This window comes from Massilia timonae CCUG 45783, from assembly GCF_000315425.1.
In the GTDB taxonomy this organism is placed as follows: Bacteria; Pseudomonadota; Gammaproteobacteria; order Burkholderiales; family Burkholderiaceae_D; genus Telluria; species Telluria timonae.
The window spans coordinates 1106918-1130368 of the sequence record NZ_JH992922.1 but is presented as its reverse complement, the minus strand read 5'-3'; the positions used below and the strand labels follow the sequence as shown (position 1 = coordinate 1130368).

The 23451-nt window shown below is 66.3% G+C and carries 20 protein-coding genes; 5 read left to right on the top strand and 15 right to left on the bottom strand.

Annotation, left to right across the window (positions count from 1 at the left end; genetic code table 11):
* The first annotated feature begins 131 nt into the window (after nucleotides 1-131).
* The gene (locus HMPREF9710_RS04840) at nucleotides 132-719 is read left to right on the top strand and encodes a PEP-CTERM sorting domain-containing protein (protein WP_005664415.1); all 588 of its coding nucleotides are present in this window, start codon (nucleotides 132-134) and stop codon (nucleotides 717-719) included.
* 1 nt (nucleotide 720) lies between these two features.
* Here HMPREF9710_RS04840 and HMPREF9710_RS04835 read toward each other — a convergent pair whose 3' ends face one another.
* Both HMPREF9710_RS04835 and hemE read right to left on the bottom strand, forming a co-directional pair.
* Nucleotides 721-2745: a primosomal protein N' gene (locus HMPREF9710_RS04835; RefSeq protein WP_005664414.1), complete on the bottom strand. Its 2025-nt coding sequence runs from the start codon at nucleotides 2743-2745 to the stop codon at nucleotides 721-723.
* A 544-nt stretch (nucleotides 2746-3289) separates the two neighbouring features.
* Nucleotides 3290-4372 carry a uroporphyrinogen decarboxylase gene (gene hemE / locus HMPREF9710_RS04830; protein ID WP_005664413.1) on the bottom strand — a complete coding sequence of 361 codons (1083 nt, stop codon included), beginning with the start codon at nucleotides 4370-4372 and terminating at the stop codon, nucleotides 3290-3292.
* A gap of 92 nt (nucleotides 4373-4464) precedes the next feature.
* Between hemE and HMPREF9710_RS04825 the strand changes: the two genes are divergently transcribed.
* From HMPREF9710_RS04825 to HMPREF9710_RS04810, 4 genes are all read left to right on the top strand, one after another.
* Complete coding sequence (locus HMPREF9710_RS04825) at nucleotides 4465-6396, top strand: S9 family peptidase (protein ID WP_005664412.1); 1932 nt, start codon at nucleotides 4465-4467, stop codon at nucleotides 6394-6396.
* Nucleotides 6393-10532, top strand: coding sequence for a DEAD/DEAH box helicase (locus HMPREF9710_RS04820; RefSeq protein WP_005664411.1), 4140 nt, complete (start codon nucleotides 6393-6395; stop codon nucleotides 10530-10532). Before HMPREF9710_RS04825 ends, HMPREF9710_RS04820 begins: the two co-directional genes overlap by 4 nt.
* A 138-nt stretch (nucleotides 10533-10670) precedes the next feature.
* Nucleotides 10671-12557, top strand: coding sequence for a DUF885 domain-containing protein (locus HMPREF9710_RS04815; RefSeq protein WP_005664410.1), 1887 nt, complete (start codon nucleotides 10671-10673; stop codon nucleotides 12555-12557).
* Nucleotides 12558-12687: 130 nt separating this feature from the next.
* Nucleotides 12688-14199, top strand: a complete 1512-nt coding sequence (locus tag HMPREF9710_RS04810; protein WP_370660083.1) for an extracellular catalytic domain type 1 short-chain-length polyhydroxyalkanoate depolymerase — start codon at nucleotides 12688-12690, stop codon at nucleotides 14197-14199.
* A gap of 27 nt (nucleotides 14200-14226) precedes the next feature.
* Here the strand turns inward: HMPREF9710_RS04810 and tatC are convergent, their stop codons facing one another.
* The 13 genes from tatC to hisD all read right to left on the bottom strand — a co-directional run bounded on the left by tatC (nucleotide 14227) and on the right by hisD (nucleotide 23447).
* A complete protein-coding gene (gene tatC, locus HMPREF9710_RS04805; protein WP_005664408.1) occupies nucleotides 14227-14982 on the bottom strand; it encodes a twin-arginine translocase subunit TatC in 756 nt (251 codons plus the stop codon).
* Complete coding sequence (gene tatB, locus HMPREF9710_RS04800; protein WP_005664407.1) at nucleotides 14983-15507, bottom strand: Sec-independent protein translocase protein TatB; 525 nt, start codon at nucleotides 15505-15507, stop codon at nucleotides 14983-14985.
* A 12-nt stretch (nucleotides 15508-15519) separates the two neighbouring features.
* Entirely contained in the window at nucleotides 15520-15756 is a 237-nt protein-coding gene (gene tatA, locus HMPREF9710_RS04795) for a Sec-independent protein translocase subunit TatA (RefSeq protein ID WP_005664406.1), read from the bottom strand.
* A 117-nt stretch (nucleotides 15757-15873) separates the two neighbouring features.
* The gene (locus HMPREF9710_RS04790) at nucleotides 15874-16248 is read right to left on the bottom strand and encodes a histidine triad nucleotide-binding protein (protein WP_005664405.1); all 375 of its coding nucleotides are present in this window, start codon (nucleotides 16246-16248) and stop codon (nucleotides 15874-15876) included.
* A gap of 167 nt (nucleotides 16249-16415) precedes the next feature.
* On the bottom strand, nucleotides 16416-16754 hold the full coding sequence (locus HMPREF9710_RS04785) for a phosphoribosyl-ATP diphosphatase (protein ID WP_005664404.1): 339 nt from the start codon (nucleotides 16752-16754) through the stop codon (nucleotides 16416-16418).
* Nucleotides 16751-17164 carry a phosphoribosyl-AMP cyclohydrolase gene (gene hisI / locus HMPREF9710_RS04780; RefSeq protein WP_005664403.1) on the bottom strand — a complete coding sequence of 138 codons (414 nt, stop codon included), beginning with the start codon at nucleotides 17162-17164 and terminating at the stop codon, nucleotides 16751-16753. Before hisI ends, HMPREF9710_RS04785 begins: the two co-directional genes overlap by 4 nt.
* A gap of 10 nt (nucleotides 17165-17174) precedes the next feature.
* The gene (gene hisF / locus HMPREF9710_RS04775; protein WP_085986699.1) at nucleotides 17175-17939 is read right to left on the bottom strand and encodes an imidazole glycerol phosphate synthase subunit HisF; all 765 of its coding nucleotides are present in this window, start codon (nucleotides 17937-17939) and stop codon (nucleotides 17175-17177) included.
* Nucleotides 17940-18043: 104 nt separating this feature from the next.
* Nucleotides 18044-18820, bottom strand: coding sequence for a 1-(5-phosphoribosyl)-5-[(5-phosphoribosylamino)methylideneamino]imidazole-4-carboxamide isomerase (gene hisA / locus HMPREF9710_RS04770; RefSeq protein WP_005664401.1), 777 nt, complete (start codon nucleotides 18818-18820; stop codon nucleotides 18044-18046).
* 37 nt (nucleotides 18821-18857) lie between these two features.
* Nucleotides 18858-19499: an imidazole glycerol phosphate synthase subunit HisH gene (hisH, locus tag HMPREF9710_RS04765; RefSeq protein ID WP_005664399.1), complete on the bottom strand. Its 642-nt coding sequence runs from the start codon at nucleotides 19497-19499 to the stop codon at nucleotides 18858-18860.
* A gap of 2 nt (nucleotides 19500-19501) precedes the next feature.
* Entirely contained in the window at nucleotides 19502-20092 is a 591-nt protein-coding gene (gene hisB / locus HMPREF9710_RS04760) for an imidazoleglycerol-phosphate dehydratase HisB (protein ID WP_005664397.1), read from the bottom strand.
* A gap of 78 nt (nucleotides 20093-20170) precedes the next feature.
* The gene (gene hisC / locus HMPREF9710_RS04755; protein WP_005664395.1) at nucleotides 20171-21274 is read right to left on the bottom strand and encodes a histidinol-phosphate transaminase; all 1104 of its coding nucleotides are present in this window, start codon (nucleotides 21272-21274) and stop codon (nucleotides 20171-20173) included.
* A complete protein-coding gene (locus HMPREF9710_RS04750; RefSeq protein ID WP_005664393.1) occupies nucleotides 21271-22101 on the bottom strand; it encodes a DNA-methyltransferase in 831 nt (276 codons plus the stop codon). Before HMPREF9710_RS04750 ends, hisC begins: the two co-directional genes overlap by 4 nt.
* A complete protein-coding gene (hisD, locus tag HMPREF9710_RS04745; RefSeq protein WP_005664391.1) occupies nucleotides 22098-23447 on the bottom strand; it encodes a histidinol dehydrogenase in 1350 nt (449 codons plus the stop codon). The genes HMPREF9710_RS04750 and hisD overlap by 4 nt, the downstream gene beginning before the upstream one ends.
* Between the last annotated feature and the right edge of the window lie 4 nt (nucleotides 23448-23451).

The window sequence follows — 23451 nt, the reverse complement described above, 5'->3', positions numbered from 1 at the left end:
AACTTTACATACCATCCGGTATCGCAGCCATACTTTATTAATTTCTCCTTAGAAATCAGTTGATTGCAAGAAGCCACGTCCCCCGGCACGCTTGTTGCTCATCGGTGAATTCCACAACCAGGGAGATCGTCATGAAACTTGCTACCTTCAAGAAACTGCTTGTCAGCTTGTCGCTGTTCGCCTCGTCGTCGCTGTTCGCCGCGCCGATCACCTTCGATGTCACCGGCATCCAGAGTCATGGACTGCGCGGCGACGCCGACAACACGGTCGTCCTGCTCGACATCGGCGCCAACTCGCTCGTCACCAGCATCGCCTACGACTTCACCCTGACCGCCGATTCGCCGAGCTGGCTGGCGGACATGGTCGTCGCTTTCGAAAATTCCAAGCAGACCGAAGGCGTGTTCTTCACGCCGGGCATCGAGGAGTGGTTCCCGGGCACCCTGAGCTACTCGGGGTTCGCCAACCTGGTCGACCTGGGCCTGGCGTTCGAAGTCGGCGTCGACGGCATCCTGCGCCTGGAATTCTTCGAAGACTACGACGATCTGCTGGGAGTGGACGGCCAGTGGGACTTCGGCACCATCACCTTCAATGTGGAACCGGCGGCCGGGGAAGAACCTGGCGAAGTGCCCGAGCCGGCCACCGGCCTGCTGCTCGGCGCCGGCCTGGCGCTGATGGGCTATGCCAAGCGCCGCCGCAGCGGCGCCAGGGCTGCGGTTTGACTTAAATGTCGAGCGGGTCGACCTCGAGCGACCACTTCACGCGCGACTTCATCGCCCGCAGCTGATCGACCCAGACCCGCAGGAAGGCCTGCAGCGCGGGCCGCGAGCTGGACTCGACCAGCAGCTGGGCGCGGTCCACGTTGTGGACCCGCGTCATCGTCATCGGGATCGGGTCGTTGATCAGGATGGCGTCGCTGGGCAGGCAGTCGCGCGCCGCTTCCAGGAATGCGATCGCGATCGGCAGCTCCTTCGCCTCGGCCCGCAGCAAGGCCTGGTACATGAAGGGCGGCAGGCCTGCTTCCCGGCGCTCTTCGAGCAGCTGGCCGGCGAAACGTTCGTAATCGTGGCGCATCACCGCGCCGTACAGCGGATGCTGCGCATACCGCGTCTGCACCAGCACCTCGGACGGCGCGCCGGCGCGGCCGGCCCGCCCCGCCACCTGCATCAGCTGGGCGAACAGGCGCTCGCTGGCGCGATAGTCCTGCGAGAACAGGACGGTGTCGGGGTTCAGGATCCCGACCAGGGTCAGCTTCTTGAAGTCGTGGCCCTTGGCGACCATCTGCGTGCCGATCAGGATGTCCACCTCGCCCCGGTGCACGCTGTCGAAGGCGGCTTGCGCGCTGCCCTTCAGGCGCGTGGAGTCGGCGTCGATGCGCAGGATGCGCGCCTCGGGGAACATCGCTTGCAATCCCTCTTCCACGCGCTGGGTGCCGCGTCCCAGCGGCTGCAGGTCCACGTTGCCGCAGGTCGGGCAGGAACGCGGAATGCGCAACTCCAGGCTGCAGTGGTGGCAGCGCAGCCGGTGCTCGGGCTTGTGCAGCACCATGAAGGCGGTGCAGCGGGTGCAGTTGCTGATCCAGCCGCAGGCGTCGCAACAGATCACCGGGGAGTAGCCGCGCCGGTTCAGGAACAGGAGCGACTGTTCGCCGCGCTCCAGCCGCCCGCGCAGGGCCGCCAGCACCTCGCTCGTCAGCCCGTCGCGTGGACGGTCGCGTTCCATGTCCACCAGCCTGACTTTCGGCAGCACGGCGTCGCGCACGGCGCGCTCGCGCAGGTCCAGCCGCCGGTAGCGTCCCGAGCGCGCGTGATGCCAGGATTCGAGCGACGGCGTGGCCGAGCCGAGCACGATCGGGATTCCCAGCTGGTGCGCGCGCCACACGGCCAGGTCGCGCGCCGAATAGCGCAAGCCTTCCTGCTGCTTGTACGAGGGGTCGTGCTCTTCGTCGATCACGATCAGCCGCAGGTTCGGCAGCGAGGCCAGGATCGCCAGCCGGGTGCCGAGCACGATGCGCGCCTGGCCGCCATGCGCGGCCAGCCAGTGCAGCATGCGCTCGCCCTCGGACAGGCTGCTGTGCAGGGTGGCCAGCATCATGCCCGGGAAGCGGGCCCGGATATTCCCTTCGAGCTGGGGCGTGAGGTTGATCTCGGGGACCATGATCAGGATCTGCGCCTGCGGGTCGCGCGCGAGCACCCGGGCGCAGGCCTGCAGGTAGACCTCGGTCTTGCCGCTGCCGGTCACGCCCCACAGCAGCAGCGGCGTGAAGCCGTCGGCGCCGCCGATCGCGTCGGCCGCCTCCTGCTGGGCGGGGTTCAGCACCGGCATGTCGACCGCCGTCGCATCTTGTGCCTGGTCGAGCTTGGCCAGTTTTTTCAGGGCCCGGTCCAGCGCCACCGTCTTGGGCACGCGCAGGTTCTTGGGCAGGCCGGGCAGCGCCACCTCGCCCAGCGGACGCTGGTAGTAGTCGGCGGCGAAGCGCGCCAGGGCGATCCAGCGCTCCGGCAGGGGGGACAGCTGGCTGCGCACGGCCAGCGCATCCTTCAGTTTTTCGGGCGCGACATCGGTCTCGAACTTGACCGCCACGATCAGCGCCATGACCTCGCGGCGCGCGAACGGCACCAGCGCCAGCTGGCCGGGCAGCGGTTCTTCGCCCGGCCGGCATGGCCAGCGGTAGTCGAAACTGCTGTTCAGCGGTGTATCGAGCACGACTTCGAGGAAGCAATGCGTGCTATCGGTGCTGGTTGACAATCTGGAACCTGTGCAAATCTGTGGAAAACTTTGTGAATAGCGTGGGACTTGACCCCATCAAAGGTTTACGTTAGATCAAGTCGCAATCGATAATTCTCAAATTCAAGACAATTTTTTACTTATGAATCAATGACTTGCATATTCGCCCTGACACCTGTTAACAAGCTCGAGGGCTTTTTCCGCGTTGTGCATAACTGGGGTGGCGGAGGTGGAAAACTCGCTGCGTTGCATCACAAACCTAAGGCAATACTTGAAGAAGCGCGCTAAGTCCCGGTAAACCAAGCACTTTTCCGTATTGCTAAAACGTCTGTTGATAACTTTGTGAACAAGAGCCGAAACTGGCTGAATTCTACTGGACAACCTTGTGGTGCAGGACGCACTCAGCACTACCCTCAAGCAAAAAACACTTATAAATCATCGCCTTACGTTGATTCAGAAGATGCTGAGATGTCCACAGGAATTTTTACCCACTTTTAGGAAGTTGTGAACAAGTGAGGGGGTGACTGGCGGCCTTGTCAAGAGGGCCGCCAGTCCGGAGGATGACTCAGGCGGCGCGCTGCTTGCGGCTGAAGCTGTGGACGGCGTCGACCATGGCGCTGACCGATTCCGGCGGCGTGAATTGCGAGATGCCGTGGCCCAGGTTGAACACGTGGCCATGGCCGCTCGACGGCGCGCCATAGGCGGAGAGCGAGCGCTCGACTTCGGCGCGGATCTGGTCCGGTTCGGCGAACAGGATGGCCGGATCGAGGTTGCCCTGCAGCGCCACGCGGTCGCCCACCAGCTTGCGCGCGCGCCCCAGGTTCATGGTCCAGTCCAGGCCCAGCGCGTCGGCGCCGATGTCGGCCATCTCGTCCAGCCAGATGCCGCCGCCCTTGGTGAAGACGATGGCCGGGATGCGCACGCCGTCGTGTTCGCGCTTCAGGCCGGCCACGATCTTGCGCATGTACTCCAGCGAGAACTCCTGGTAGGCGCCGTCGGCCAGCGCCCCGCCCCAGGAATCGAAGATCATCACGGCCTGGGCGCCGGCGTCGATCTGGGCGTTCAGGTACTGGGTCACGGCCTGCGCATTGATGTCCAGGATGCGGTGCATCAGGTCCGGACGGCTGTACAGCATCTTCTTGACCGTATGGAATTCACGCGAGCCGCCGCCTTCGACCATATAGCAGGCCAGCGTCCACGGGCTGCCCGAGAAACCGATCAGCGGCACGCGGCCGTTCAGCGCGGTGCGGATCGAGGTCACCGCCTTGAACACATAGTCGAGCGACGCCATGTCGGGCACGGCCAGGGCGTTGACTTCGGCCTCGCTGCGCAGCGGACGCTCGAACTTCGGACCTTCGCCGTCGGCGAAATACAGGCCCAGGCCCATCGCGTCCGGCACTGTCAGGATGTCCGAGAACAGGATCGACGCGTCCAGCGGATAGCGGTCGATCGGCTGCAGCGTGACTTCGGTGGCGTAGTCGGGATTCTTCGCCAACCCCAGGAACGAGCCGGCGCGCGCGCGGGTGGCGCGGTATTCCGGCAGGTAGCGGCCTGCCTGCCGCATCAGCCATACCGGGGTGTAGTCGGTTGGCTGGCGCAACAGCGCACGCAGGAAGGTGTCGTTCTGGAGCGGGGCAAATTGTGGCATGGCTGACAATGGCGTTGGTAAGGAAACGGCTATTATCGCATTCTTGGGCGAACACTATAATAGGCGCCCCCACCAAGGAAAGAGTCCGGATCATGACGATTGCCACCAGCAAACATCCTTTGCCTTGCGGCGCCTGGCCCTCCCCGATCAGCGCCGCGGTGGTCGCGGCCGGCGCGGTGCCGCTGTCCCAAACGATGCTCGACGGCCCGCGCCTGGGTTGGCTCGAGGGCCGCGCCAGCGAAGGCGGACGCACGACGCTCATGCTGCACGACGCCGCCGGCACGCGCGAGCTGACGCCCGCGCCCTTCAATGTGCGCAGCCGCGTCCATGAGTACGGCGGCGGCGCCTGCCTGCTGGCGGGCGGCGTGGCCTGGTTCTCGCACCATGTGGACAACCGCCTGTACCGGGTCGAGATCGGCGGACAGCCGGTCGCCGTGAGCGCCGAGGGCACGGGCCACCGCTTCGCCGACTTCGTGCTCGACGGCGCACGCCAACGCCTGGTCGCCGTGCGCGAGGATCATTCGGCCGGCGCCGCCCACCCCGTCAATACGCTGGCCGCGGTCGGCTTCGACGGCGTCGAGACCGTGCTCGTGGACGGCAACGACTTCTATGCGGCGCCGCGCCTGTCGCCCGATGGCCGCCAGCTGGCCTGGCTGTGCTGGGACCATCCGCGCATGCCGTGGGAAGGCACGGAACTGTGGCTGGCCGACGTGGCCGCCGATGGGACGCTGGTGAACGGCCGCCTGGTCGCGGGCGGCCTTGACGAATCGATCTGCCAGCCCGAGTGGTCGCCCGGCGGCGTGCTGCACTTCGTGTCGGACCGCAGCGGCTGGTGGAACCTGTACCGCTACGACCACGGCGTCGTGCACGCGCTGTGCCCGCGCGCGGCTGAATTCGGCGGCCCGCACTGGAGCTTCGGCGGTTCGCTGTACGGCTTCCGTTCCGAGGACGAGATCGTGTGCGCCTACGTCGAACAAGGCGTCAGCTATCTGGCGCGCCTGTCGGGCGGCAAGCTGCTGCCGCTGGAGTCGCCGTATGAAGAGATCCGCGAGCTGCGGGTGCAGGGCGACGTCGTGGCCGTGCTGGGCGGCGCGCCGACCATCGCGCCGGAACTGGCGCGGATCGACCTGGCCAACAACAGCAGCGAGGTGCTGGCGCATTCGATCCCGCAACTGCCGGCCACCGGCTACCTGTCGGTGCCGCTGGCGATCGATTATCCGAGTGAGAATGGTCGCACCGCCCACGCCTTCTACTATGCGCCGACCAATGCCGACCATGCGCCCCCGGCGCGCGAACTGCCGCCGCTGATCGTGATCGGCCACGGCGGCCCGACCGGCATGGCGGCCAGCACCCTGAAGCTGTCCACCCAATACTGGACCAGCCGCGGCTTCGCCGTGCTCGACGTGAACTATGGCGGCAGCACCGGCTTCGGGCGCGCCTACCGCAACCTGCTCAAGCATCAATGGGGCGTGGTCGACGTCGAGGATTGCGTGGCCGGCGCGCGCCACCTGGCGGCGCAGGGCATCGTCGATCCCGAACGCCTCTTGATCCGCGGCAGCAGCGCCGGCGGCCTGACCGTGCTGTCGGCGCTCGGCTTCCACGACGTCTTCAAGGCCGGCGCCAGCTACTACGGCGTGTCCGACCTGGCCGGCCTGGACGCCGACTCGCACAAGTTCGAGTCGCACTACAACCAGTACCTGATCGCGCCGCCGGAAACCGCCGCGGCGGTGTACCGCGAGCGCTCGCCAATCCACCATACCGATAAACTGCGGCGGCCGATGATCTTCTTCCAGGGCCTGGACGACAAGGTGGTGCCGCCGCAGCAGTCCGAGAGCGTGGTCGAGGCGCTGCGCGCGCGCAAGCTGCCGGTGGCCTACCTGACGCTCGAAGGCGAAGGCCATGGCTTCCGCAAGGCGGACAGCGTGGTGCGCACGCTGGAAGCGGAGTTGTACTTCTATCTGCGCGTGTTCGGCATCCCGGTGCCGGACGGCCTGCCGGCGGTGGAGATCGACAACCTCGCATGACGACTGACGATGTGAACGCGCGCCTGGCCGCCTGCACGGCGGAAGAACGGGCGCTGCTGGTCGTGCTGGCGATCGCGGGCGAACCGATGGGCCGCCAGCGCATCCTGGAGCATATGCGGGCGCTGGGCGTGGCGCTGCCGATCGCGCAATGGGTCGATGAACTGGCGCGCCTGCGCGAGCGCAAGCTGGTGGTCGAGATGGGCGAGCGCGGCGCCGCCATCGCGCCCGAGCTGTCCTGGCCGGTGCTGGACGCGGCCCTCGACGATGGCCTGTTCGACAGCGTGGCCGCCGCCTATGGCCAGGTCTCGACCGTGCGCCGCGACTGGCAGGGCAACCTGATGCTGCGCAGCTACCGCCAGGGCCTGGCCCTGCTGCGCATCGCCCTGCTGACCGGACAGGAACACGACGTCGTTTCCCCCTTGCTGGACGCCTGCCAGCGCTGCCACGAGGCGAGCTACCTGCATCCGCTGGTCGACGTCTGCGCGCGCCCGTTCGCGCCAGGCATGATGGAGCGCATCCACCCGCGCCTGCGCGAAGGCATCCTGCACATCCTGGTCATGCATGCGCGCAGCGAACCCCAGCTTGCGCCAGCGGTACGCGAGTACGCCGAGCGACTGGTGGCGCGCAGCAGCCCGGAAAGCCCGCTGCGCCGCTCGCTGGGCGAGCACTACATCCTGTGCGGGCGTCTGGATGACGCCTTGTCGCTGGTGAACGAGACGGGCGATTCGCCCGGCCTGTTCCTGCGCAGCGTGGTGCAGGTGCTGCGCGACGACACGGATACAGGCCTGGCCGGCATCGATGCGTCGATCAAGCAGCTGCGCCGCGAAACCGGCAAGCGCAAGGCCGTGTTCGACGGCCACTGCGCGCACATCGCGATGGCCGCCCTGCTGCGCAGCAGCGATCCGGCTTACCGCAAGCTGGCCGATGCCTGGCTCGAGATCGAGACGCGCGCGGTGCAGCGGCCCGACAACGCGGTCTGGTTCCAGCTCGGCATGCTGCACGAGATCCAGCGCGGCACCGTCGACGCCGCGCTGTTCGGCACGCGCAGCTGGGAGCTGTCGCTGGAACCGACCGTGTTCCGCGCCCTGATCCATCACTGGCTGGCCCTGCCCGCATTGAACGACCAGCGCGCACGGCTGGAAGACATGCTGCTGCAATCCGAGGCGGCCGGCTTCGACCTGTGGTCGGCCCAGCTGGCCGGCGTGCTGGCGCAGATGGGCCAGGCCGGCCACCTGGCCCACGAAGCGCGCGCCAGTGAACTGCGACGCAGGCACCGCTTGCCCGACATGACCGGCTGGTTCGCGCGCGAGGAACCGTGGGAACGCCAGCTGAACGCCCTGATCAACCTGCAGCCGGCGGCGAACGTGGAAAACGTCCGCGAGTCGCGCCTGGTCTGGCTGATCCGCTACGACCCGCACCTGGGGGTGCAGGAGCTGGAGCCGCGCGAGCAGAAGCGCGACGCGCAAGGCGGCTGGAGCCGCGGCCGCGCCATGGGCCTGAAACGCCTGGCCGAGGAAGGCGCCGCGCTCGACTTCCTCACCGCGCAAGACCTGCAGGCGGTGAACGCGATCGCCGGCCGCCGCTACTACGCCGGCAGCGGCATCCGTTTCGAGCTCGAGGTGCACAAGGCGCTGGCCGCCCTGGTCGGCCATCCGCTGCTGTTCTGGATGGATTCGCCCGGCACCCGGGTCGAGCTGCTGCCGGGCGAGCCGGAACTGCTGGTCAAGAAACAGGGCGAGATGGTGTCGATCGTGCTGCATCCGCCGGTGGAAGACGGCGACGGCGAGGTCGTGGTCACGCGCGAGACGCCGACCCGCCTGCGCCTGGTGCACGTCAGGGACGAGCACCGACGCATCGCCGCCATCGTCGGCGCAGGCTTGACGGTGCCGATGGCGGCCGAGCGCCGCGTGCTGCGCGCGATCGGGGCGGTGTCGTCGATCGTCACCGTGCAATCGGACATCGGCGCCAGCAGCAGCGATATCGAGACCGTGCCGGCCGACCCGCGCCTGCACGTGCTGCTGCGTCCCTACCAGCAGGGCATGCGCATGCAGCTGCTGGTGCGCCCCCTGCCGGACGGCGCCTATTACGGCCCTGGGGAAGGCGCGGCCAATGTGATCGCCGACGTCGAGGGCATCCGCACCGAAGCGCGGCGCGACTTGAACGCCGAGCGCGAAGCCGAGCGCCAGCTGATCGGCAAATGCCAGGCCCTCGAACACGCGGAGCCGGACCACGGCGAATGGCTGCTCGGCCAGCCGCTGCTGGCATTGGAGCTGGTCGACCAGCTGCGCGCGCTGGATGGCGACGCCATCGTGGTCGCCTGGCCCGAGGGCGAAAAATTCAGGGTCACGAAGAAGGCCACGACGAAGTCGGTGCGGGTGCAGATCCGGCGCGAGCGCGACTGGTTCGCGGCCAGCGGCGACGTCGTCATCGACGAAGGGCGCGTGATGAACCTGCGCACCCTGCTGGAAAAGATCCAGGAGAGCGGCAGCCGCTTCGTGGCCCTGGGCGAGAACGAATACCTGGCCCTGTCCGACGAGCTGCACCGGCGCCTGACGGAGCTGGGGGCGTATGGCGAACTGCACGGCGACGGCATCCGCACCCATGCGCTGGCCAGCTTCGCACTGGACGAACTGGCGCGCGACGCCGGCCACGTCGACGCCGACAAGGCCTGGCAGGGGCACCTGAAACGCATGGCCGACAATGCGGCGTATCTGCCCGAGCTGCCGTCCACCCTGCAGGCCGAGCTGCGCGATTATCAGGTCGAAGGCTTCCAGTGGCTGGCGCGCCTGGCCCACTGGGGCGTGGGCGCCTGCCTGGCCGACGACATGGGCCTGGGCAAGACCTTGCAGGCGCTGGCGCTGCTGCTCACGCGCGCCAAGGACGGCCCGGCGCTGGTGGTGGCGCCGACCTCGGTGTGCCTGAACTGGATCGACGAGGCGGCGCGCTTCGCGCCGACCCTGAACCTGAAGCTGTTCGGTCCCGGCGAACGCGCCGCCACGGTCGACGACGCCGGGCCGTTCGACGTGGTCGTGGTCAGCTACGGCCTGCTGCAGCTGGAAGCGGCGCGCTTCAAGGGCCGGCGCTGGCACAGCATCGTGCTCGACGAGGCCCAGGCGATCAAGAACATGCACACCAAGCGCTCGCAGGCGGTGATGGCGCTGCAGGGGGACTTCCGCATGGCGGCCACCGGCACGCCGCTGGAAAACCACCTGGGAGAATTGTGGAACCTGTTCCGCTTCATCAATCCGGGCTTGCTGGGCAGCGCCGACCAGTTCCAGCTGCGCTTTGCCGGCCCGATCGAGAAAGCCCAGGACAAACGCGCCGAGGCCGGCGCGCACGCACGTTTGAAGCGCCTGACCGCGCCCTTCATCCTGCGCCGCACCAAGGCGCAGGTGCTGTCCGAGCTGCCGCCGCGCACCGAGATCGTGGTCCCGGTGGAATTGAGCGCCGAAGAGAATGCGCTCTATGAATCGCTGCGGCGCCAGGCCCTCGACAAGCTGGCCGCGCTCGAGGCGCCCGAGGGCCAGAAGGCGATCGAGATCCTGGCCGAGATGATGCGGCTGCGCCGCGCCTGCTGCAATCCCGAGCTGGTGGCGCCCGGCGCCGGCGTCGCCAGCAGCAAGCTGGCGACCTTCGCGCGCCTGACGACCGACCTGCTCGAGAACCGGCACAAGGTGCTGGTGTTCAGCCAGTTCGTCGACCACCTGACCCTGATCCGCCAGTATCTCGACGCCCAGGGCGTCGCCTACCAGTACCTGGACGGATCGACCCCGATCCAGGAACGCAAGCGCCGCGTGGACGCCTTCCAGGCCGGCGAGGGCGACCTGTTCCTCATCAGCCTGAAGGCGGGCGGCGTCGGCATCAACCTGACGGCGGCCGACTACGTGATCCACATGGACCCGTGGTGGAACCCGGCGGTCGAGGACCAGGCGTCCGATCGCGCCCACCGCATGGGCCAGCAGCGGCCGGTGACCATCTACCGCCTGGTCGCGCGCGGCACGATCGAGGAAGGCATCGTCGACCTGCACCGCCACAAGCGCGACCTGGCCGACAGCCTGCTGGAAGGGACCGAGATGGCGGCGCGCATGTCGCCGGGGGATATGCTGGAGATGCTCAAGGCGGGACTCGGGCGCTGATTTTATCGATTCGTCAATATTGGTATTCATGCGTGTCGGAATGTTTCAGCTGCCCGCAAATGATGCAATTAGTGCTAATCTGCACGCCTTCGCGCCTCCCGCGAGCAAGACATCTCCTTAGTTACAGGGCTGAATACGATGATGAAAACGAAAATCGCGCTGGCGGCCTTGCTGGCGTGTTTCGCACTGACGCCGGCCGTCGCCGCCACCTCCAAGCCAGCCAAGGGCAAGGCGAAATCCTCGAAGGTCGTCAAGAAGAAGACTTCCAGCAAGGGCAAGAAGGCCCTGGTCGGCGCCGCTGCCGTCGGCGCCGGCGCCGCAGCCGCGGGGGCGGCCGGCGCCAACGCCGCGGAAACGCGCGTCGACCGCCGCATGTCGACCCTGAGCATGCAATACCTGACCGCCCTGTGGCGCATGGATCCCGAGGGCGGCATCTACGTCGGCAAGTTCGACCACGCAGCGAATCTCACCATCCCGAACGCCGACACGCGCGCGAAACAGCTCGCCTTCGCCAACGAGTGGCTGGAAAAATTCGGCAAGCTCGATCCCAGGCAGCTGTCGCCGCGCTACCGCACCGACCTGGCCCTCCTGGTCAACAAGCTGGAGAAGGACCGCTGGCGCCTCACCACCTGGCGCGAACACGAGTGGAACCCATCGCAGTACAACGTCGCCGCGCCGCTCGACCTGATCCTGAACACCGACTACGCGGCCAAGCCGCAGCGCCTGCGCACCATCCTCAAGCGCCTGGCCGACGTGCCGGACTATTACGCGGCGGCGCAGGCTTCCATTACCAACCCGACGCGCGAGCACACCCAGCTCGCGATCGGCCAGGCGCCGGGCACGCTGGCCGTGCTGGCCGACCTGGGCAAGGCGGCCGAGGAATCGATCCTGACGCCGCAAGAGAAGGCGATCTTTGCCCAGCGCATCGCCAACGCCGGCAGCGCGGTGCTGGGTTACGTCGACTTTTTGAACGGTGTCGAGCAGCGCCAGGCGGCCAACGGCAAGGCGCGTCCTTTCCGCGCCGGCAAGGCGCTGTACGAGCAGAAGTTCGCGCTCGACATCCAGTCGTCCTCCAGCGCCGAAGAGACCTTCCGCAAGGCCCTGGTCACGCGCGAGGAACTGCTGTCGAACATGGACCGCATCTCGGACGAGCTGTGGCCGCGCTATATGGCGGGCGTCGCCAAGCCGCAGGACCGCTTCCAGAAGATCGGCATGATGATCGACAAGTTATCGAGCCGCCACGTCGCACGCGAGAACTTCTTCGCCGAGATCCGGCGCCAGATCCCGCTGCTGCAGGACTGGGTGATCAAGCATGACCTGTTGACGCTGGACCCGAGCAAGCCGCTCGAGGTGCGAGAGACCCCGATGTACCAGCGCGGCGTGGCCGGCGCCAGCATCGACGCGCCGGGCCCTTACCGCTCGAAGGACAAGACGTATTACAACGTCACGCCGATGGACAACCTCACCCCGGAACAGGCCGAGAGCAGCCTGCGCGAGTACAACGAGTGGATCCTGCAGATCCTGAACATCCACGAGGCGATCCCCGGCCACTATGCGCAACTGGTGCACGCCAACCGCTCGCCTTCCCTGATCAAGTCGCTGTTCGGCAATGGCGCCATGGTCGAAGGCTGGGCCGTGTATGGCGAGCGCATGATGCTCGAATCGGGCTACGGCGACAACGCGCCCGAGATGTGGCTGATGTACTCGAAATGGAACCTGCGCAGCGTGACCAACACCATCCTCGACTACAGCGTGCACGTGAACGGCATGGGGCAAGAGGCGGCGATCGACCTGCTCACGCGCCAGGCCTTCCAGACGCGCCAGGAAGCCGACGAAAAATGGCGCCGCGTGACCCTGACCTCGGTGCAGCTGACCAGCTACTTCAGCGGCTACCACCAGATCATGGAACTGCGCGAACGCCGCAAGCAGCAGCTGGGCGAGCGCTTCAAGCTGAAGGAATTCCACGACCAGTTCCTCAGCTACGGCAATGCGCCGGTCAAGATGATCTCGGAGTTGATGCAGTAACCCCGTCCGCATGGCTGTCCAGGCCGTGCAAAAACGCACAAGCGGCGTGCTCGCACGCCCGCTTGTGCGCCCCGTCTCCCGAACTATGATGAATGTGGCAGGCCGACACCGGCAAGCCCACGACAACCATATTCGGAGACTCCGCATGCTGCCCTTCCACCGACGAGCGGCGCAAGCCGCGATCTGCCTGGCGCTGTGTGCGCCGTTGCCCCCTGCCTTCGCCCAGACCCCGGTCCAGGCCGGCCCCGGCGCCTGGAGCGCCAACCAGGTCTGGGCCAACGATACCACCCACGGCGGCGCCCTGAGCGGCTACTACTACTGGCCCGCCACGCCACCTAGCCTGGACAACAAGCGCGCGCTGGTGCTGGTGCTGCACGGTTGCGCCCAGACCGCGGGCGGCGACGTGATCAACGGCAGCGGCGACGCCGGCTACAACTGGAAGGCGGTGGCCGACCAGTACGGCGCGGTGATCCTGGCGCCGAACGCCACCGGCAACGTCTATGGTACCCACTGCTGGGACTGGGCCGCCACCAACCGCAGCCGTTCCTATGGCCACACGGCGGTGCTGCTCGACCTGATCAACCGCTTCCTCTCCAACCCGCAATACGCGATCGATCCGAAACAGGTGTACGTGGCCGGCCTGTCCTCGGGCGGCGCCAAGGCCATGGTGCTGGGCTGCACCGCGCCCGAGATCTTCGCCGGCCTGGGCCTGTCGGCCGCCCCGCCGCCGGGCGTCACCACCGGCCAGATCTCGATCGTCCCTTCCGGCTATACGGCGACCACCGCGGCCAATGCCTGCCGCGCGATGGCGGGCAGCGCGCTTGACCATTTCGCGACCCAGGTCACGGGCGTGATCTGGGGAAGCAGCGACTACACGGTGGCGCAAGCCTATGGCCCGCTGGACGCCGCCGCCATGCGCCAGGTGTATGGCGGCGCCTGGACGCAAGGCGCGGCGGTGACCGTGCCGGGCAGCGGCAGCAATGTGGAATACACGGACGCGAACGGCAAGGTGCGCACCTCGCAGATCACGGTGACAGGGCTCGGCCACGCCTGGCCCGCCGGCACGGGCGGCCAGAACGCCAACTACGTGAATGCGACCCGCGTGAACTACCCGGCCTTCATCATGGATTTCTGGTTCAACAAGAACCTGCGGGTGTCGCAGGCGCCGGCGCCCGTCATGGCCTCGTGCAGCGCCAGCGTGTCGGGATCGACGGTCACGGTGAACGGCGCCGCCAGTTTCGCCGAAGGGTCGATCGCCGGCTACCGGGTGCTGCTCAACGGCCCGTCGCCGGTCGACGACGATGCGGCCGGCAGCGGCGCCGCCTTCAGCAAGGCCTATGCGAACCGCGCGGACGGCAGCTACGGCGGCAGCGTGACGGCCATCGGCAATAACGGACAAACGTCGAATGCCTGCGCCCTTCCCGCCTTCCAGGTGGGGACGGGCACGCCGCCGCCGGTATTCACCTGCACCACGTCCAGCGCCAGCAACTATGCCCATGTCCAGGCGGGGCGCGCGCACGCGAGCGGCGGCTATGCGCTCGCCAACGGCTCGAACCAGAACATGGGACTGTACAACACCTTCTTCACCAGCACGCTGGCGCAGACGGCGCAGGGGTACTACATCGTGGGGAATTGTCCGTAGCGCCGGGGCAGCGCCCGGCGTACATTGTTATGCGGTTTCTTCCGGCGCGCGGGTGGCGCGCGCGAACATCGGCGCCACCAGCAGGCCCAGCTCGTAGAGCAGGCACATCGGAATGGCCAGGGCCAGCTGGCTGACCACGTCCGGCGGGGTGACGATGGCGGCAATCACGAAGGCGCCGACGATCACGTAGGAACGCACCGAACGCAGCTTCTCGAGGCTGACGATGCCCATGCGCACCAGGATCACGACCACCACCGGCACCTCGAACGAGGCGCCGAAGGCCAGGCACATCGACATCACGAAATCGAGGTAGTTTTCGATATCGGGCATGACCGCGATCGAGGTCGGCGCGAATTCGCCGATGAAGTGGAACACGCGGCCGAACACGAAGAAGTAGCAGAACGCGACGCCGGCGATGAACAGGACCGAGGACGAGATCACCAGCGGCAGCACCAGGCGCTTTTCGTGGGCATACAGGCCGGGCGCGACGAAAGCCCAGGCCTGGTAGAACACCCAGGGCAGCGCCAGGATGAAGGACAGCAGCAGGGTGACCTTCATCGGCACCAGGAACGGCGAGATGACGCCGGTGGCGATCATGGTCGAGCCGGGCGGCATCGAGGCGATCATCGGCGCGGCGATCAGGTCGTAGATATGCGACGGCCCCGGCCACGCCATCAGCGCGGCGCACACGATCGCGATCCCGATCGAGGCCTTGACCAGGCGGTCACGCAGCTCGACCAGGTGCGAGATGAAAGTGTCTTCGCCGGCGGCTTGCTCAGTCATTTAGAAGAAAGAAGAATTGGATTTGCTGGCGTTGCCGGGGCGGAACTTGCGCACCCGGGCGGCGCCCGACATCACATGGCGCTTGGTGCCATGGCGGTTCTTGTACCAGGCCGGCACGCTCGAGGTGCGCACCAGCTTCTTGCGGCGGAAATCCCTGGCCTTGCGGTCGATGTCGGCCACGGTCGGCGTGACCGTCGTGGCGCTGCTGTCGTGCACCGCGCGGTCATCCCACAAGGCCTCGACCTCGTCGACGTGGCTGGTGACGGACGACTCGAAATCGCTGGTGGCCGACTCGACCTCGCTCTTGAACGATTGCGCTTTCTCCTGCACTTCCTTGTGCAGGTTGCGCAGCTCGTCGAGCTCGATCTCGCGGCTGACCTCGGACTTCACGTCATGCAGGTAGCGCTGGGCGCGGCCATAGAGCGTGCCGGCCATGCGCGCCACCTTGGGCAGCTTTTCAGGGCCGATCACGATCAGGGCGACCACGCCGATGATCGCGATTTTCGACAGTCCGAGGTCGATCATGGGGACTGCGGATTACAAGCGGGTCTTGTCGCGGGCTTCCACGTCGATGGTCGACTTGTCGGCCACCTGCTGCGTCGGCTGGGCCGGGTTGGCTTCGGCAGCCTTCTCTTCGTCGCCCTTGACGCCATCCTTGAAGCCCTTGACGGCCTTGCCCAGGTCGGAACCCATATTGCTGATCTTTTTGGTGCCGAAGATCAGCATCACGACCACCAGCACGATGACCCAGTGCCAAATACTCAAACCACCCATGTTATTTCTCCTAGCAAGGCGCACGCGCCTGAAAAATCGGGAAAGCGTCTACCACAGTATACGCGATGCGGGGGCACTCTGCCCCCATTGAAACTTAGTCCTGGCTTAGAGGCCGCTTCACAAGCCCAGTCCGCGCCACGGACGCGGGCCACCGTACATATGCAGGTGCAGGTGATACACCTCTTGCCCGCCGTCCGGACCGGCATTGATCAGGGTCTTGAAGCCGCCGCCCGGCTTGCCGTCGGCGCCGATTTTGACGTCAATACCATTCTCTTTCGCAAGCTTCGGCGCCAGCGCGAGCATCTTGCCGAGCAGCGCCGTATGCTCCTCGGTGCAGTCGGACAAGGTGGACACGTGCCGCTTCGGAATCACCAGCAAGTGCACCGGCGCCGCCGGGTTGATGTCCTTGAATGCCAGCACGTCCTCGTCTTCATAGACGACGGCGGCCGGGATCTGCTTGGCGACGATCTTGCAAAAAATGCAGTTATCCATCTTGTCTCCAGATTATTACAACATTTCAAGGACTTACAGGCCCGCGAAGCCGAGGCATCGTATCAACGCCGCATGACATCGGTATGACGCTCAGTCCCCGATTATGACACCGGAAGCACGGCCACGCACAGTGAGCAGGTGCTCACTTGCAACGCTTCAGGAACTATTTATTCCTTGCGTGCAGCTTTTTCAACGATGCCGGACACGCCTTCGCGCCGCGCCAGCTCGTCCAGCACCTGTTGCGGCGTCAGGTCGAACCTGGCCAGCAGCACCATCGAATGGAACCACAGGTCGGCGCATTCGTAGAGCACTTTGGACGGGTCGTTCGCCACGCGCGCGTCCTTGGCCGCCATCACCAGCTCGGTGGCTTCCTCGCCGATCTTCTTGAGGATGGCGTCGTCGCCCTTGGCGAACAGCTTGGCGACGTAGGAGGTCGCGGGGTCGCCGCCGTGTTCGGGCTTGCGCGATTCGATCACGGCCGCGACGCGGGCCAGGGTAACGCTCATGGGGTCTTCTTCTTGTCCGGGGAATAAATGGTGTCGGGGTCCTGCAGCACCGGTTCGACGCTGTGCCAGTCGCCGTTGTCGTACTTCTGGAAGAAGCAGGAATGGCGGCCGGTATGGCAGGCGATGCCGCCCACCTGCTCGATCTTGAGCAAGACCACGTCTTCGTCGCAATCGAGGCGGATCTCGCTCACCTTCTGGATGTGGCCGGACTCTTCGCCCTTGTGCCACAGCTTCTTGCGCGAGCGGCTCCAGTACACGGCTTCGCCCGTCTCGACGGTGCGGGTCAGGGCGTCGCGGTTCATCCAGGCGAACATCAATATGTCGCCGGTCGCCGCTTCCTGGGCGATCACCGGCACCAGGCCGTGCTCGTCCCAGCGCACCTTGTTGAGCCACTTGGCATTGGTCGGCATGTGGCTTTCCTTAAGCGAGGCGCATCGGGATGCCACGGTCGAGCATGTAGCGCTTGGCCTCGCCGACCGTGTGCTGCCCGTAGTGGAAGATGCTGGCGGCCAGCACCGCATCGGCATGGCCTTCGAGCACACCGTCGGCCAGGTCCTTCAGGCCGCCGACGCCGCCGGAAGCGATGACGGGGATGCCCACGGCGTCCGAGACGGCGCGGGTCAGGCCCAGGTCGAAGCCGATTTTCGTGCCGTCGCGGTCCATCGAAGTGAGCAGCAACTCACCGGCGCCGAGGCTCTCCATCTTGCGCGCCCATTCCACCGCGTCGAGACCGGTGGCATTGCGCCCGCCATGGGTGAAGACCTCCCACTTGCCGGGACCGGTCTCCTTGGCGTCGATCGCCACCACGATGCACTGCGAGCCGTGCTTGTTGGCGGCGTCGAACACCAGTTGCGGATTGGTGACGGCCGAGGTGTTCATGCTGACCTTGTCGGCGCCGGCATTGAGCAGGCGCCGCACGTCCTCGACCTTGCGCACGCCGCCACCGACGGTGAGCGGGATGAACACGGTCGAGGCGACGGCTTCGATGATCGGCAGGATCAGGTCGCGGCCGTCGCTGGAGGCGGTGATGTCGAGGAAGGTGATCTCGTCGGCGCCCTGGGCGTCGTAGCGGCGCGCGATCTCGACCGGGTCGCCGGCATCGCGCAGCTCGGTGAAATTGACGCCCTTGACCACGCGGCCGCCGGTGACGTCGAGGCAGGGGATAATGCGTTTAGCTAGCATGATTTCTCAGCGCCGGCACGTCATCCCCGCGCAGGCGGGGACCCAAGTTCGCATGCAGATCGACTGCGCGTAAAACTTGGGTTCCCGCCTGCGCGGGAACGACGTGTTCAGGTTTGCGCCCCTTCCGTCAGTTCATCCGCGCGCTCCTGGGCCGAGGCCAGGTCGAGCGTGCCTTCGTAGATCGAACGGCCGCAGATCACGCCCTCGATGCCTTCGTCCTGCACCGCGCACAGCGCTTCGACGTCGGCCAGCACGTGCACGCCGCCCGAGGCGATCACGGGAATCTTCACCGCGCGCGCCAGCTTGACGGTCGCCTCGATGTTCACGCCGGCCATCATGCCGTCGCGGCCGATGTCGGTGTAGATGATCGATTCGACGCCATAGCCTTCGAATTTCTTGGCCAGGTCGATGACTTCGTGGCCCGACATCTTGCTCCAGCCGTCGGTCGCGACCTTGCCATCCTTGGCGTCCAGGCCGACGATGATGTGGCCCGGGAAGGCGCCGCAGGCGTCGTGCAGGAAGCCCGGGTTCTTGACCGCGGCGGTGCCGACGATGATGTAGCTGATGCCGTCGTCCAGGTAGCGCTCGATGGTGTCGAGGTCGCGGATGCCGCCGCCCAGCTGGACCGGGATCTCGTCCAGGCCATTGTCTTCGGCGTATTCCTGCACCACCTGCAGGATCGATTTGATGGCGGACTCGTTCTTCGGCTTGCCCGCGAATGCGCCGTTCAGGTCGACCAGGTGCAGGCGACGCGCGCCCTTCTTCAGCCAATGCAGCGCCATGTCGGCGGGATCTTCGGAAAACACGGTGGCGAGGTCCATATCGCCTTGTTTCAGGCGAACGCAGTGACCGTCTTTCAGGTCGATGGCGGGGATCAGCAGCATGGTCGTTGTCGGTTGGTTGACGGTTTAAAACGCGGAATCACGGATTCCAGTGAATGAAATTGCGGTACAGGCGCAGCCCGGCGGCGGCGCTCTTTTCGGGGTGGAACTGGGTGGCGACGATATTATCGCGGCCGACGGCGCAGCAGAACGGGCCGCCGTAGTCGGTCTCGCCGATCACGTCGTCGCGGTTCTCCGGCGCGGCGTAGTAACTATGCACGAAATAGAAATAGCTGCCGTCCTCGACGCCCTCCCACAGCGGGTGGGGACGCGCCTGGCGCACCTGGTTCCAGCCCATCTGCGGGACCTTGAAGCGCGAGCCGTCGGCCTGCAGCTTGCCGTCCAACTGGAACCGCACCACCTTGCCGGGCAACAGGCCCAGGCCGGGGGTGCCTTCGTTCTCTTCACTTTCATCGAACAGCATCTGCTCGCCCACGCACACGCCCATGATCGGACGGGTCCTGGCGGCGCGCATCAGCGCGTCTTCGAGACCGGATTCGCGCAGGCTGCGCATGCAGTCGCGCATGGCGCCCTGGCCCGGCAGCACGATGCGGTCGGCGCGGTCCAGGTCCGCGGCCGAGCTGGAAATGAGGACGTCGGCCTCGGGCGCGGCGGCGCGCAGCGCCTGCGCCACCGAGCGCAGGTTACCGAGTCCATCGACGACGACGATCTTGTTGGCCATGATTACAGGCTGCCCTTGGTCGACGGGATGATGCCGGCCGCACGCGGGTCCAGCTCGGTGGCCATGCGCAGCGCACGGCCGAAGGCCTTGAACACCGTCTCGCACTGGTGGTGGGCGTTCACGCCGCGCAGGTTGTCGATGTGCAGGGTGACCGCCGCGTGGTTCACGAAGCCGCGGAAGAATTCGCCGGTCAGGTCGACGTCGAAGGCGCCGATCATGGCGCGCGTGAACGGCACGTGCAGCTCCAGGCCGGGACGGCCCGAGAAATCGATCACCACGCGCGACAGCGCTTCGTCCAGCGGCACGTACGAGTGGCCGTAGCGGACGATGCCCTTCTTGTCGCCGATGGCCTTGGCCACGGCCATGCCCAGCGTGATGCCGACGTCTTCCACCGTATGGTGGGCGTCGATGTGCAGGTCGCCCACGGCCTCGACCTCGAGGTCGAACATGCCGTGACGCGCGATCTGGTCGAGCATATGGTCGAGGAAGGGGACGCCGGTATTGAGCTTCTGGCGGCCGGTGCCGTCGAGGTTGATCGAGACGCGGATCTGCGTCTCGTTGGTATTGCGCGTGATGTCGGCAGTGCGGGTCATTGCTAAGGGCGGTCGTCGGTCGGTCTCTTGCTGGGCAGGAGCCGACTGGATTAAATGGTGTCCGTCAGGGGCGCTGGATTACAGCGACGTCTTCAGGGCTGCCAGGAACTGGTCGTTCTCTTCGGGGGTGCTGACCGTGACGCGGATGCAGTTGGCCAGCAATTTATGCATTTTACTCAAATTTTTGATCAAGACCTTCTCGCCATGGAGAATCGCACAGGCGCGCTCGGCATCGGGCACGCGCAGCGAGATGAAATTGGCGGCCGACGGGAACACTTCCACACCGGGCAGGGCCGCCAGGGCGGCGGCCAGGCGGGTGCGTTCCTCGTTGAGCAGGCCGGCCTGGCGGTCCAGCACGTCCAGGTGGTCGAGCGCGAACTCGGCCGCCACTTGCGTGAGCACATTGACGTTGTACGGCGGGCGCACCTTCTCGAACTCCGCCAGCAGCGGCGCGGCGGCCGACATATAGCCGAGGCGGATACCGGCCAGGCCCAGCTTGGACAGGGTGCGCATCACGACCAGGTTCGGGTGTTGCGGCAGCCGCTCCATGAAGCTGACCCGGGCGAACGGTTGATACGCCTCGTCGACCACCACGATGCCATGCTCGCCCACGGCCTCGATGATCGCGACCATGTCGCCGGCATCGTACAGGTTGCCGGTCGGGTTGTTCGGATAGGCCAGGAATACCAGCGACGGCTTGTGCTCGGCAATCGCCGCCAGCATGGCCGGCAGGTCGAGCGAGAAATCGGACTGGATCGGCACGCCGACGAAGTCGGCGCCCGCGAACTGGGCCGAGCGCGAGAACATCACGAAGGCCGGGACCGGGGCCATCACCACGGCGCGGCGGCTGCCGGCTTCGCGTTCCTGGCGCGCGATCGCGGTCGCCAGGATCGTGATCAGCTCGTCCGAGCCGTTGCCGAGCAGGACGTCATAGCCTTCCGGGACGCCCAGCTTGCTGCAGATCCTGTCCTTGAGGGTGCGGTAGGACGGCACCGGATAGCGGTTCAGGGCCGCCTCGGCCAGGCGCGCGCCCAGTTCGGCGCGCAGCGGCTCGGGCAGCTGGTATGGGTTTTCCATCGAGTCGAGCTTGACGTAGCCGATCGAGTCCGGCACGTGATAGCTGCCCACGGCGCGCACGTCGGCGCGGATGGTGTTCTCGATCAGTTTGGCGATGTCGGTCATGATGTTTCTTCCGTGATGTTGGCGGCCTTGGCGGCCTTGCGCAATTTTTTTGCTTTCGCCCCGCTGACCGGCACCTCAGGCGCGGCCAAGCGTTCGGCAATGATGGCGCAGTAATCGGGATTCAGTTCGAAGCCGGTGTACTGGCGGCCCAGGCGCTTGGCGGCGATGGCCGTGGTGCCGCTGCCCATGAAGGGGTCGAGCACGATGCCGCCCGGCGGGCAGGAGGCCTTGACCATGCGCTCGATGATCTCGAGCGGCTTCTGGGTCGGATGGTCGGCGCGCTCCGGATGCTCGCGGTGCAGGCGCGACACGCTCCACACGTCCTTCGGGTTGTAGCCGACTTCGAGCCACTTGGCGCCGACGAAGATCGAGCGCGAACGCGCCTTCTTGGTCTCGGCGTCATACGGGATGCGCACCGCGTCCAGGTCGAAATAGTAATCCTTGCGCCTGGCGAAGAAGCCGATGGTGTCGTGCACCGAGGAGAAGCTGCGCACGCTGCCGCCCATCGATGGCACGCGGCGGTCCCAGATGATCTCGTTCATCATCATCATGCGTTTTTTCAGCATCACGAAGATCTCGGGCGCGAAGCGCCAGGTGAGGAAGATGTACAGGCTGCCGTTGGGCTTGAGCTTGGGGATGGCGGCGTCGATCCACTGCTCGGTCCAGGCGAGGTAGGCCTCGACGCTTTGCTGGTCCGACGCGTTGCCGTAGTCCTTGCCCAGGTTGTAGGGCGGGTCGGTCAGGATCAGGTCGATGGACCCGTCCGGGATGCGCGCCAGGCCGGCCAGCGCATCCTCGCAGAATACCTGGTTGACCCAGGACGTCATGATGCCTGCGGCAGGTTTTGCAACTGCGTGGGATCCAGACGCAGCTCGGCGCTGCGCGCGTGCGCCTGCAGGCCTTCGCCATACGCGAGGGTGGCAGCGACCTTGCCCAGCGTCTGGGCGCCGGCTTCGCTGACCTGGATGATCGACGAGCGTTTCTGGAAGTCGTACACGCCCAGTGGCGACGAGAAGCGCGCCGTGCGCGAGGTCGGCAGCACGTGGTTCGGGCCGCAGCAATAGTCGCCCAGCGACTCGGATGAAAAACGTCCCAGGAACATCGCGCCCGCGTGGCGGATTTTATCCGCCCACTGCATCGGATCGAGCGCCGAGATTTCGAGGTGTTCGGCGGCGATGCTTGAGGCAATCTCGCAGGCCTCGTCCATGTCGCGCACCTTGATCAGCGCGCCACGGTCGGTCATCGACGTGGTGATCGTGTCCTTGCGCGGCATCGTCGGCAGCAGCTTGTGGATGCTCTGCTCCACTTTCGCGATGTAGTCGGCGTCGGGGCACAGCAGGATGGCCTGGGCCAGTTCGTCGTGCTCGGCCTGCGAGAACAGGTCCATCGCCACCCAGTCCGGATCGGTGGTGCCGTCGCACAGCACCAGGATCTCGGACGGGCCGGCGATCATGTCGATGCCGACCACGCCGAACACGCGGCGCTTGGCGGCGGCGACATAGGCGTTGCCGGGGCCGACGATCTTGTCGACCGGCTGGATGGTCTCGGTGCCGTAGGCCAGCGCGCCGACGGCTTGCGCGCCGCCGATGGTGATCACGCGGGTCACGCCGGCGATCGCGGCGGCGGCCAAGACCATCTGGTTCTTCACGCCGTCCGGGGTCGGCACGACCATGATGATTTCTTTCACGCCGGCGACGTGGGCCGGAATCGCGTTCATCAGCACCGACGACGGATACGCCGCCTTGCCGCCCGGGACATAGATGCCGACCCGGTCCAGCGGGGTCACGCGCTGGCCCAGCACCGTGCCATCGGGCTCGGTGAAGGTGAAGCCGGTCGAGGCGTCCTTCTGGCGCTCGTGGAACACGCGCACGCGGTCGGCCGCCACCTGCAGCGCGGCGCGCTGGGCTTCCGGCAGCGCGGCCAGGGCCTGGTCCAACTCGGCCTGGCCAATGTCGAATTCGGCCATCGACTTCGCGCCGCCGTTGGGGATGCGGTCGAACTTGTTGGTGTACTCCAGCACAGCCGCGTCGCCGCGCGCCTTCACGTCGCGCAGGATATGCGCGACCGCGGTCTCGATGGCGTCATCGGTTTCCGCTTCGAACGCCAGCAGGGCGTCGAGGGTGTTCTTGAAGTCGGGCGCGGTGGAGTCTAACTTGCGGATCTGTACTGCCATGATG

Excerpts from the sequence above, each read along its gene's own strand:
- tatB (WP_005664407.1), bottom strand. The coding sequence starts at position 15,507 with ATGATCGACCTCGGACTGTCGAAAATCGCGATCATCGGCGTGGTCGCC.
- HMPREF9710_RS04825 (WP_005664412.1), top strand. The coding sequence starts at position 4,465 with ATGACGATTGCCACCAGCAAACATCCTTTGCCTTGCGGCGCCTGGCCC.
- hisB (WP_005664397.1), bottom strand. The coding sequence starts at position 20,092 with ATGACCCGCACTGCCGACATCACGCGCAATACCAACGAGACGCAGATC.
- HMPREF9710_RS04750 (WP_005664393.1), bottom strand. The coding sequence starts at position 22,101 with ATGACGTCCTGGGTCAACCAGGTATTCTGCGAGGATGCGCTGGCCGGC.
- hisD (WP_005664391.1), bottom strand. The coding sequence starts at position 23,447 with ATGGCAGTACAGATCCGCAAGTTAGACTCCACCGCGCCCGACTTCAAG.
- tatC (WP_005664408.1), bottom strand. The coding sequence starts at position 14,982 with ATGACTGAGCAAGCCGCCGGCGAAGACACTTTCATCTCGCACCTGGTC.
- HMPREF9710_RS04815 (WP_005664410.1), top strand. The coding sequence starts at position 10,671 with ATGATGAAAACGAAAATCGCGCTGGCGGCCTTGCTGGCGTGTTTCGCA.
- HMPREF9710_RS04785 (WP_005664404.1), bottom strand. The coding sequence starts at position 16,754 with ATGAGCGTTACCCTGGCCCGCGTCGCGGCCGTGATCGAATCGCGCAAG.
- hisC (WP_005664395.1), bottom strand. The coding sequence starts at position 21,274 with ATGACCGACATCGCCAAACTGATCGAGAACACCATCCGCGCCGACGTG.
- hemE (WP_005664413.1), bottom strand. The coding sequence starts at position 4,372 with ATGCCACAATTTGCCCCGCTCCAGAACGACACCTTCCTGCGTGCGCTG.
- HMPREF9710_RS04790 (WP_005664405.1), bottom strand. The coding sequence starts at position 16,248 with ATGGATAACTGCATTTTTTGCAAGATCGTCGCCAAGCAGATCCCGGCC.
- hisI (WP_005664403.1), bottom strand. The coding sequence starts at position 17,164 with ATGCCGACCAATGCCAAGTGGCTCAACAAGGTGCGCTGGGACGAGCAC.
- tatA (WP_005664406.1), bottom strand. The coding sequence starts at position 15,756 with ATGGGTGGTTTGAGTATTTGGCACTGGGTCATCGTGCTGGTGGTCGTG.
- HMPREF9710_RS04820 (WP_005664411.1), top strand. The coding sequence starts at position 6,393 with ATGACGACTGACGATGTGAACGCGCGCCTGGCCGCCTGCACGGCGGAA.
- HMPREF9710_RS04840 (WP_005664415.1), top strand. The coding sequence starts at position 132 with ATGAAACTTGCTACCTTCAAGAAACTGCTTGTCAGCTTGTCGCTGTTC.
- hisA (WP_005664401.1), bottom strand. The coding sequence starts at position 18,820 with ATGCTGCTGATCCCCGCCATCGACCTGAAAGACGGTCACTGCGTTCGC.
- hisH (WP_005664399.1), bottom strand. The coding sequence starts at position 19,499 with ATGGCCAACAAGATCGTCGTCGTCGATGGACTCGGTAACCTGCGCTCG.